This is a genomic window from Klebsiella sp. (assembly GCF_027492335.1).
In the GTDB taxonomy this organism is placed as follows: domain Bacteria; phylum Pseudomonadota; class Gammaproteobacteria; order Enterobacterales; family Enterobacteriaceae; genus Klebsiella; species Klebsiella huaxiensis.
Window position 1 is genome coordinate 51,971 of the sequence record NZ_JAPUEW010000052.1, and the last position, 10,580, is coordinate 62,550.

Sequence of the window (10,580 nt, forward strand, 5' to 3'; positions counted from 1 at the left end):
GGCTGACTTACGTCAGCCCCAGAGATTATAACGGGTCTACCTTCAGGCAGGAAACCGCGTGCCGGAAACTGCCCTCCAGCACCGGTCGCGTTTTCGCGCACTCCGGTCCGGCAATAGGGCATCGCGTGCGGAATACGCATCCCGACGGTGGGTTAATCGGCGATGGTAATTCCCCCTCCAGCAACTGAATAGTTTTATTTCTTTCCAGGTCAGGATCCGGAACGGGAACCGCCGACATCAACGCTTTGGTATAAGGATGCAGCGGATTATGGTACACCTCATCGTAAGTGCCCAGCTCCACGGCATGACCCAGATACATCACCAGCACGCGGTCAGAAATATGCTTAACGACCGCCAGATCGTGGGCGATAAAAATCAGCGACAGGCCCATTTCACGCTGCAGCTGCTGAAGAAGATTCACCACCTGCGCCTGAATCGACACGTCCAGCGCTGAAACCGGTTCATCACAGATAATCAGTTTGGGTTCAAGGATTAGCGCGCGCGCAATACCAATACGCTGGCACTGACCGCCGGAGAACTCGTGCGGATATCGGTTAATCAGGTTTGGCAGCAGCCCCACTTTCATCATCATCGCTTTAACCCGGTCGCGAACTTCCTGACGCGGCATTTTCGGATGATAAGTACGCAACGGCTCGGCAATGATTTCCCCGATAGTCATTCGCGGGTTCAGCGACGCCAGCGGATCCTGGAAGATCATCTGGATATCGCTGCGCACATCGCGCCATTCCTCAGACTTCATCCCCAGCAAATCTTTACCCAGCCAGGCAACTTTACCGTCAGTGGCTTTTACCAGGCCAATAATGGCTCGCGCAAAGGTTGATTTTCCACAACCTGACTCCCCGACCACGCCCAGCGTTTCACCTTCGTACAGGCGCAAAGTTACGCCATCTACAGCCTTGAGCGTTTTTGACGGCTGCCAGAACCACTGTTTACCGTCTTTAATATCAAAATGCACTTTCAGGTCGGCAATTTCGAGCAGGACTTTTCTTTGTTCCGTTACGGCGTTCATAGCAAATCCCCCACCGGTTGAAAGCAGGCACGCAGGCGGCCTGGCGCAAACTCCTCAAGAGGCGGAGCGCTATTACAAATCTCCATTGCATGCGGGCAACGCGGCTGGAACGGACAACCCTTCGGCAAACGCAGCAGGTTTGGTGGGTTGCCCGGAATGGTCAACAAGGCGTCACCTTCAGCATCCAGACGCGGAACCGCATTCAGTAGACCAATTGAATAAGGGTGCGACGGATGATAAAAAACGTCGCGCGCCTGACCATATTCCATAGTGCGGCCAGCATACATCACCAGCACCTTATCGCAGATCCCCGCCACTACGCCGAGATCGTGGGTAATCATAATGATCGCGGTATTGAACTCGCGCTTGAGTTCATTCAGCAACGTCATAATTTGCGCCTGCACGGTCACATCCAGCGCCGTTGTCGGCTCATCGGCAATCAGCAGCTTAGGCCGACACAGCAGCGCCATCGCTATCATGACGCGCTGGCGCATCCCGCCGGAAAACTCGTGTGGATACATTTTCATCCGTTTACGCGCTTCCGGCATTTTGACCGCATCCAGCATTTTAACCGACTCTTCAAACGCTTCGGCTTTGCTCATCGCTTTATGCAGCATCAGGACTTCCATCAGCTGTTCGCCTACCCGCATATACGGATTGAGCGACGTCATCGGGTCCTGAAAAATCATTGAGATCTGCTCGGCGCGTAGCTTATTCAGCTCACGTTCCGGAAGGTTCAGGATCTGCTTACCGTGAAAGGTCGCTGAGCCGCCAATGCGACCATTTGCCGCCAGCAGGCCCATCAGCGCAAAAGCGGTTTGCGACTTACCGGAACCGGACTCACCCACGATACCTAAGGTTTCCCCTGCTCGTAGATTAAAGTTGAGATCGTTGACCGCAGTAACATCGCCATCGGGAGTGCCAAAGGTGACGCGAAGGTCTTTAACATCCAGAAGAAGGCTGGATTGTTGTGCTACCTGCGGCGCTTTTGCCGTTTCAATCGTACTCATGACGGCGCTCCTTAGCGGTCTTTCGGGTCGAGGGCATCACGCAAGCCATCGCCGATAAAGTTAAAACAAAATAGCGTTACCACCAGGAAACCGGCAGGGAACAGCAGCAGCCACGGCGATACTTCCATCGAGTTCGCACCATCGCTGAGCAACGCGCCCCAGCTGCTTAGCGGCTCCTGGGTACCCAGACCAAGGAAGCTCAGGAAGGATTCGAACAGGATCATGCTCGGGACCAGCAACGAGGCATACACCACCACCACGCCAAGCACGTTCGGCACAATATGGCGGATAACAATGTTACCTGTTGAGACTCCACCGACCTGCGCAGCTTCAATAAACTCTTTGCGCTTCAGGCTCAGGGTCTGGCCGCGAACGATACGCGCCATATCCAGCCAGGAGACCATCCCAATGGCGACGAAAATGAGCAAAATATTCTGGCCAAAGAAGGTCACCAGCAGAATGACGAAGAACATAAACGGGAAAGAGTTGAGGATTTCCAGCAGACGCATCATCACCGAGTCCACTTTGCCGCCCAAATAACCGGAAAGCGAGCCGTAAAGCGTGCCAAGAATCACCGCCACCAGCGCCGCAGCGACGCCGACCATTAATGAAATACGACCGCCGATCGCCACACGCACCAACAGGTCGCGGCCAGACGAGTCAGTACCGAAGTAGTGAGCGGACTCCATATCAGGTGCGCTGGACATCATGCCCCAATCGGTATCGTAGTATGAGAACTGCGACACCATCGGCGCGATGGTGACAAACAGCGCGATAATCACCAACACAATCAGACTGGCGACGGCGGCGCGGTTATGCATAAAGCGGCGGCGGGCATCCTGCCAAAGGCTACGCCCCTCGACTTCCAGCTTTTCACTGAAGTTTTCCAGCGCCTCGTTGTTTTTCTTACTTAACATCATGGCGAACCCCAGCGTTAGTAACGAATCTTCGGATCGATAACGGCATACAGCACGTCAACAACCGCGTTAAACAGAATGGTCAATGCGCCAACCAGAATGGTCAGGCTGAGCACCAGCGAATAATCGCGGTTCAGCGCGCCGTTAACGAACAGTTGGCCAATACCCGGCAAGCCATAAATGGTTTCGATAACCATCGAGCCAGTAATAATGCCGACGAAGGCAGGTCCCATATAGGAAAGTACTGGTAGCAGCGCGGGTTTTAAGGCATGACGCAGAATGATGCGGCGCATCGGTAAGCCTTTTGCCCGCGCGGTACGGATGAAATTAGAGTGCAGGACTTCAATCATCGAGCCGCGAGTGATACGCGCAATACTGGCGATATAGGCCAGCGACAGTGCGACCATTGGCAAAATCATGTATTGCAGCGCCCCGCCGTTCCAGCCACCACCCGGCAACCAATGCAGAGTAATAGCAAATATCATCACCAGTAAGGGCGCGACCACGAAACTGGGTATCACGACCCCGGTCATTGCCACCCCCATCACGGCGAAGTCCCATTTCGTATTCTGCTTTAGCGCCGCAATAACTCCGGCAGTGACGCCAAGAATGACCGCCAGGAAAAACGCGGCAAAACCTAATTTGGCAGAAACAGGGAAGCTGGAAGCTACCAGATCGTTTACCGAATAATCTTTATATTTAAAGGAAGGACCGAAATCACCATGCGCCAGTTGCTTCAGGTAATTGAAATACTGGGTCATGATGGGGTCGTTTAAATGATATTTTGCTTCAATATTCGCCATGACTTCCGGCGGCAGCGTACGTTCACCGGTAAAAGGACTACCTGGCGCAAGACGCATCATAAAGAAGGAGATTGTAATTAGAATAAATAGCGTCGGAATCGCTTCCAGACAGCGACGAAAGATAAATTTTAACATTGCCCGTACCTTCTGGCCTGTGCCTATCGAGTGCGATGAATTCAGACACGGTGGGGCAAGCGCTGCCTGCCCCACGATTTGCCATTAATGTTTGATAATATAAAGGTTCTTAACGTAGATATTATCTAACGGGTCTTTACCTGTGTAGCCGCCGACCCAAGGTTTAACCAGGCGGGCGTTGACATAATAGAAGACCGGGACGATGACGGAGTCTTTGTCCAACTGCTGCTCAGATTGTGCATAGAGGTCTGCACGTTTCGCTTCATCACTGGTTTTCAGCGTCTCAGCAATAATCTTGTCAAAAGCCGGGCTCTTATAATGCGAGGTGTTGTTTGAGCTGTCGCTCAGCATGGTGTTCAGGAAGGATGTCGGTTCATTATAGTCCGCACACCAGCCGGCGCGCGCAATATCAAAGGTGCCCTGATGGCGATTATCGAGAAATGTTTTCCACTCCTGATTCTCCAGCTTCACGTTCGCGCCCAGATTTTTCTTCCAGATAGACGCGACGGCAATAGCCAGTTTTTTATGCAAATCGGAAGTGTTATAGAGCAGGTTAAAGGTCAGCGGTTTATCAGCGGTATAACCTGCTTCGGCGAGTAATTTTTTCGCTTCTTCGTTACGTTTTTCCTGCGACCACTTGAACCACTCAGGTTCAACCAGTTTCATACCATCGGTGTATGGTGGGGTGTAGCTATAGGCTGGCAGATCGCCCTGATTTTTTACTTTATTGACAATAATGTCGCGATCCAAGGCCATTTTCAGTGCGGTTCGTACACGAACATCGGTAAACGGTGCTTTCTGGTTATTGATTTCGTAGTAATAGGTGCACAGATACGGATCGACGTGAACTTCTTGCGGGATCTCTTTTTTCAGCTTCTGGAACAGTTCGATCGGCATGTTGTTATAGGTCATGTCGATTTCACCGCTGCGGTAGCGGTTTACGTCTGTAACTTCAGAAGAGATCGGCAGATAGGTGACCTGATTAATCACGGTTTTAGCGTTATCCCAGTAGTTGGTATTTCGCTCCAGAACAATACGTTCGTTAACCACCCAATCTTTTAATTTATATGCGCCGTTGCTAACGATGTTGGCAGGTTGGGTCCATTTCTCACCAAACTTCTCAATCGCGGCTTTAGGTACTGGAGAGACGGACGGGTGAACGAGAAGTTTATAAAAGTATGGTACGGGTTCGCTGAGGGTGACTTCGAAAGTATGATCATCCAGCGCTTTTACGCCCAGATCGGTCGCTGGTTTTTTACCGCCGATAATTTCGTCAACGTTGGCCACATGACCATATTGCAGGTAGCTTGCATAAGGAGACGCTGTTTTCGGGTCAGCCAGACGCTGCCAGCTATAAACGAAATCTTGTGCCGTAACCGGCGTGCCGTCAGACCACTTTGCATCTTTTCGCAGATGGAAGGTCCAGACTTTAAAATTTTTGTTGTCCCATTTTTCCGCAGCACCAGCAACCGGATGACCGTCAAGGTCGCTTACCAGCAGTCCCTCAAATAAGTCCCGGCTGATATTAGATTCCGGCACACCTTCAATTTTGTGCGGATCAAGAGACTGTACTTCGGATCCATTGTTACGCACTAGCGTTTGTTTATCCGCCAGCTGTACTCCTGCGGGTACATCTGCCGCCAGGGCAGCGTTAACGGTAATTAGCGCAGATAATACGCCTGCAGCTACCAGGCTTTTTTTCGTGATGATGGTCATGTGTTTGTTACTCCACTCATTATAATTACTGGCTATATAACCAGCCTGCTTTTCTCTTTTAGGATTCTGTACAGTGCAGGAGTTTATGCTGCTGTCAGATTGTACTGCTTGCTATCACCGACTTATTTTATTACGACCGCTCAAACGGCAGTCTTTACGTCGATTCTTCCCCTCCCTGTCCGGAGGCGGTTTTAAATCGCAATGAGTTAGTTAATAAAAATTCTCATTTAAGTTTATATTCAGCTAAAGATCACGCCGGAAAGTACCAAAAGGCCTTCTCATCCGCCAATGCAATTTGCAAATATGTTACCGGATTCTCTTTTATGATCTCCCGGAGGGCAGAGCATAAAATCCCCCCTGTAAAGAAAAAGTTATAAATCCATTATCTATCATGTGCATACAAAAAAATTACTGTTTTACATACCGAACAATACTGAGAAGGTGCTTTTTTGTACGAAAAATTAACAATTGTTTATTATTTAGCACATTCATCTGCCTCATCGGTGAATTTACTAATATCATTTCAATTATCTGACGGCAAGCGCCAGAGAATGATGTGACGAAAATAACAGTAACTAATGTGAGTGGATAGCGAGGGGGATGGCAGGATAAGTTCGTAACAGGCTGATAAAAAACAACAATACGATTATATTAAAAAAAGTTATTTTACGTGTTCATATAACGTTTTTTGATATGCTTTGCTAATAATTAAGCAACCGCGGGGTTTAGCCCCGCGTGCAGAAGCGCAGATTAATTCACTAGTCCAGGGAAGAGTGCTTTTATCCCGGTGACAATAAACTCGATCCCGAGGGCCATAAGTAGCAGCCCCATAATACGGGTAATCACGTTTATTCCCGTTTGCCCCAGCAGGCGAACCAGCCAGGGCGCCATACGGAAAATCCCCCAGCAGCATAAAGCAAAAAGCGCAATTGCGACCGAAAAACCCAAAAAATGCGCAACGCTATGATAACGCGTACCCCAAACGATCGTTGAACTGATAGCCCCCGGTCCGGCCATCAGAGGCAATGCCAGCGGTACCACACCGATACTCTCGCGGATCGCCGTTTCTGACTTCTCTTGTTTGTTCTGCTTATCCTCACCAAGCTTGCCGCTAATCATCGACATCGCAATAGTGACAACCAGAATCCCACCAGCAATACGGAAAGAATCAATGGAAATACCAAAAACCTGCAGAATACCATCCCCCAGAAACAATGAGGTCAGCAGGATAATGGCGACAGAGAGGTTAGCCGTCAGATTGGTCTTGTTACGTATCGCCGCAGTCTGATAACTGGTCATGCTAATAAAGACAGGGATGATGCCCACCGGGTTTACCAGCGCGAATAACCCGATGAAAAATTTGAAATAAGCTGAAAAATCAAACAACGGTTGAATCACAGTGCGCTCCGCAGCATCATTAAAAATGGCTGTTGACAGTTGCCAGCATAAAATATCCGCGAAAAGATACGCTGTTTAATAGCATAATTCATCTCAATTATGCAGAAGAGCATAATAAAGCTCGGATGTTGTTTATTTGTTTCCATAATGCTATTCATTCATTCAATTAGCATACCGAATCATTACACATGCCCTAAAAGGTCAAAAAACGAACAGCTGAAAGGTATCAGCTTCGTCGATTATTGATGTAGATCACATAATTTGTACTCAGAAGTGAGTAACCTTGTTTACACACAACAGGGAGGGAAAACAGCAGTACCTGAAAGAAAAAACCAGAGCTTTTTTAGTTAATCAATGAAGTCAGAAGCGAAAAATTCTTTACATTAACATTTAGATGTAAGCTGTTAACAGCCTGTCTATACTGTCGAATCGAGCTACTGATTTACTAAAAAAGTTTAACATTATCAGGAGAGCATTATGGCTGTTACTAATATCGCAGAGCTTAACGCACTTGTAGAGCGCGTAAAAAAGGCCCAGCGTGAATATGCCAGTTTCACTCAAGAACAAGTCGATAAAATCTTCCGCGCCGCCGCACTGGCCGCCGCAGACGCTCGAATCCCTCTCGCTAAAATGGCTGTCGCCGAATCCGGCATGGGCATTGTCGAAGACAAAGTGATTAAAAACCACTTTGCTTCTGAATACATCTATAACGCATACAAAGATGAAAAAACCTGCGGTGTGCTTTCTGAAGACGACACCTTCGGTACTATCACTATCGCTGAACCTATCGGCATTATCTGCGGTATCGTCCCGACAACTAACCCGACTTCAACCGCTATCTTTAAATCACTGATTAGCCTGAAGACCCGTAACGCCATCATTTTCTCTCCGCATCCGCGTGCTAAAGAAGCCACTAACAAAGCAGCTGATATCGTTCTGCAGGCTGCAATTGCTGCTGGTGCGCCGAAAGACCTGATTGGTTGGATTGATCAACCTTCCGTTGAACTGTCCAACGCGCTCATGCATCACCCTGACATTAACCTGATTCTCGCGACCGGCGGTCCGGGCATGGTTAAAGCGGCTTACAGCTCCGGCAAACCGGCAATCGGTGTTGGCGCAGGTAACACCCCTGTTGTTATCGACGAAACCGCTGATGTTAAGCGTGCTGTCGCTTCTGTACTGATGTCTAAAACCTTCGACAACGGCGTAATTTGTGCTTCCGAGCAGTCCGTTGTTGTTGTTGATTCCGCATACGATGCAGTTCGTGAACGTTTCGCCAGCCACGGCGGCTACCTGCTGCAGGGCAAAGAGCTGAAAGCTGTTCAGGACATCATCCTGAAAAATGGCGCGCTGAACGCCGCTATCGTTGGTCAGCCGGCGTATAAAATCGCTGAACTGGCTGGTTTCACCGTACCGGTTACTACCAAGATTCTGATTGGTGAAGTTACCGACGTTGATGAAAGCGAGCCATTTGCACACGAAAAACTGTCTCCGACCCTGGCAATGTACCGTGCGAAGAATTTCGAAGACGCTGTTGTTAAAGCTGAAAAACTGGTGGCGATGGGCGGTATCGGTCATACCTCTTGCCTGTACACCGACCAGGACAACCAGCCAGAACGTGTTGCTTTCTTCGGCCAGATGATGAAAACCGCGCGTATCCTGATCAACACTCCGGCTTCTCAGGGTGGTATCGGCGACCTGTACAACTTTAAACTCGCACCTTCCCTGACTCTGGGTTGTGGTTCATGGGGTGGTAACTCCATCTCTGAAAACGTTGGTCCTAAGCACCTGATCAACAAGAAAACCGTTGCTAAGCGAGCTGAAAACATGTTGTGGCACAAACTTCCGAAATCTATCTACTTCCGTCGTGGCTCACTGCCAATCGCGCTGGATGAAGTGATTACTGATGGTCACAAACGCGCGCTGATCGTGACCGACCGCTTCCTGTTCAACAACGGCTATGCAGACCAGATCACTTCTGTACTGAAAGCGGCTGGCGTTGAAACTGACGTGTTCTTCGAAGTTGAAGCTGACCCGACCCTGACCATCGTTCGTAAAGGCGCAGAGCTGGCTAACTCCTTCAAACCAGACGTGATCATCGCGCTGGGCGGCGGTTCCCCGATGGATGCTGCGAAAATCATGTGGGTCATGTACGAACATCCAGAAACCCACTTCGAAGAACTGGCGCTGCGCTTTATGGACATCCGTAAACGTATCTACAAGTTCCCGAAAATGGGCGTCAAAGCTAAAATGGTGGCGATCACCACCACTTCCGGTACCGGTTCTGAAGTCACTCCATTTGCGGTTGTTACCGACGATGCAACAGGTCAGAAATATCCGCTGGCAGACTACGCGCTGACTCCAGACATGGCGATTGTCGATGCCAACCTGGTTATGGATATGCCGAAATCGCTGTGTGCATTCGGTGGTCTGGATGCGGTAACTCACGCCCTGGAAGCTTATGTTTCCGTACTGGCTTCTGAGTTCTCCGACGGTCAGGCTCTGCAAGCGTTGAAACTGCTGAAAGAAAACCTGCCAGCGTCCTACCATGAAGGTTCTAAGAACCCGGTAGCACGTGAACGTGTACACAGTGCAGCAACTATCGCCGGTATTGCGTTTGCTAACGCCTTCCTGGGTGTATGTCACTCCATGGCGCATAAACTGGGTTCACAGTTCCACATTCCTCACGGTCTGGCGAACGCCCTGCTGATCAGCAACGTTATTCGTTATAACGCGAACGACAATCCGACTAAACAGACTGCATTTAGCCAGTACGACCGCCCGCAGGCTCGTCGTCGCTACGCTGAAATCGCGGATCATCTGGGCCTGACAGCTCCGGGCGATCGCACCGCAGCGAAAATCGAAAAACTGCTTGGCTGGTTGGATGAAATTAAAGCTGACCTGGGTATTCCTAAGTCTATCCGTGAAGCTGGTGTGCAGGAAGCTGACTTCCTGGCCCACGTAGATAAGCTGTCTGAAGATGCATTTGATGACCAGTGCACCGGCGCTAACCCGCGCTACCCGCTGATCGCTGAGCTGAAACAGATTCTGCTGGATACTTTCTACGGTCGTAATTACGTCGAAGGCGAAACTGCAGAGAAGAAAGAAGCCGCACCAGCTAAAGCTGAGAAAAAAGCGAAGAAATCTTCTTAATCTGACAGCAGTATAGAAAGCAATAATCAGCCCCATCCCTGGATGGGGCTTTTTTGTATCTCACTCAGCAGCGCACAAATCGCCTCAGGCAACAGGAATGATTAATCGAAGGTATGTAGCGCTGACATAAAAAAGGCGCCGAGAGAGCGCCTGAGAAGGATTAGCGGCGGGGTTTAGTAAGGGTGCTGTTTGTTCTGCACAAAGGTTAAAGAACCTTCACTTAACGCCTCTTTGTAATGCTTGCGGCAAACGGAAACATAACGCTCGTTACCGCCGATCACTACCTGTTCACCTTCATTGTATGGCCGCCCTTCTTGATCCAATCGCAGAACCATACTTGCCTTGCGGCCACAAAAGCAGATGGTAGACTGGCCCCATGAATCTCCAGACAGTTGGTATCACTTAAGTTAGTGATAGT

Annotated in this window: 7 protein-coding genes and 1 pseudogene; 1 reads left to right on the forward strand and 7 read right to left on the reverse strand. The window is 49.6% G+C overall.

Features of this window, described 5'->3' with window-relative positions:
- Window positions 1-25 precede the first annotated feature (25 nt).
- The 6 genes from oppF to QVF11_RS16555 form a co-directional block, all read right to left on the reverse strand.
- Window positions 26-1,030: a murein tripeptide/oligopeptide ABC transporter ATP-binding protein OppF gene (gene oppF, locus QVF11_RS16530; protein ID WP_112213399.1), complete on the reverse strand. Its 1,005-nt coding sequence runs from the start codon at window positions 1,028-1,030 to the stop codon at window positions 26-28.
- Entirely contained in the window at window positions 1,027-2,040 is a 1,014-nt protein-coding gene (gene oppD / locus QVF11_RS16535; protein WP_142514050.1) for an ABC transporter ATP-binding protein, read from the reverse strand. The genes oppF and oppD overlap by 4 nt, the downstream gene beginning before the upstream one ends.
- 11 nt (window positions 2,041-2,051) lie before the next feature.
- Complete coding sequence (gene oppC / locus QVF11_RS16540; protein ID WP_110275584.1) at window positions 2,052-2,960, reverse strand: oligopeptide ABC transporter permease OppC; 909 nt, start codon at window positions 2,958-2,960, stop codon at window positions 2,052-2,054.
- Between the two features lie 14 nt (window positions 2,961-2,974).
- On the reverse strand, window positions 2,975-3,895 hold the full coding sequence (gene oppB, locus QVF11_RS16545) for an oligopeptide ABC transporter permease OppB (protein WP_110275583.1): 921 nt from the start codon (window positions 3,893-3,895) through the stop codon (window positions 2,975-2,977).
- An 84-nt stretch (window positions 3,896-3,979) separates the two neighbouring features.
- Complete coding sequence (oppA, locus tag QVF11_RS16550) at window positions 3,980-5,611, reverse strand: oligopeptide ABC transporter substrate-binding protein OppA (protein ID WP_287858306.1); 1,632 nt, start codon at window positions 5,609-5,611, stop codon at window positions 3,980-3,982.
- Window positions 5,612-6,361: 750 nt separating this feature from the next.
- Window positions 6,362-7,009 (reverse strand): YchE family NAAT transporter, encoded by a 648-nt coding sequence (locus QVF11_RS16555; RefSeq protein WP_110275581.1) that lies wholly within the window; start codon window positions 7,007-7,009, stop codon window positions 6,362-6,364.
- A 477-nt stretch (window positions 7,010-7,486) separates the two neighbouring features.
- Here QVF11_RS16555 and adhE point away from each other — a divergent pair, with 477 nt between their 5' ends.
- The gene (gene adhE / locus QVF11_RS16560) at window positions 7,487-10,162 is read left to right on the forward strand and encodes a bifunctional acetaldehyde-CoA/alcohol dehydrogenase (protein WP_112213395.1); all 2,676 of its coding nucleotides are present in this window, start codon (window positions 7,487-7,489) and stop codon (window positions 10,160-10,162) included.
- A gap of 173 nt (window positions 10,163-10,335) precedes the next feature.
- Here adhE and QVF11_RS16565 read toward each other — a convergent pair.
- A pseudogene (locus tag QVF11_RS16565) lies at window positions 10,336-10,527 on the reverse strand (thymidine kinase); the annotation flags it as partial.
- Window positions 10,528-10,580 lie beyond the last annotated feature (53 nt).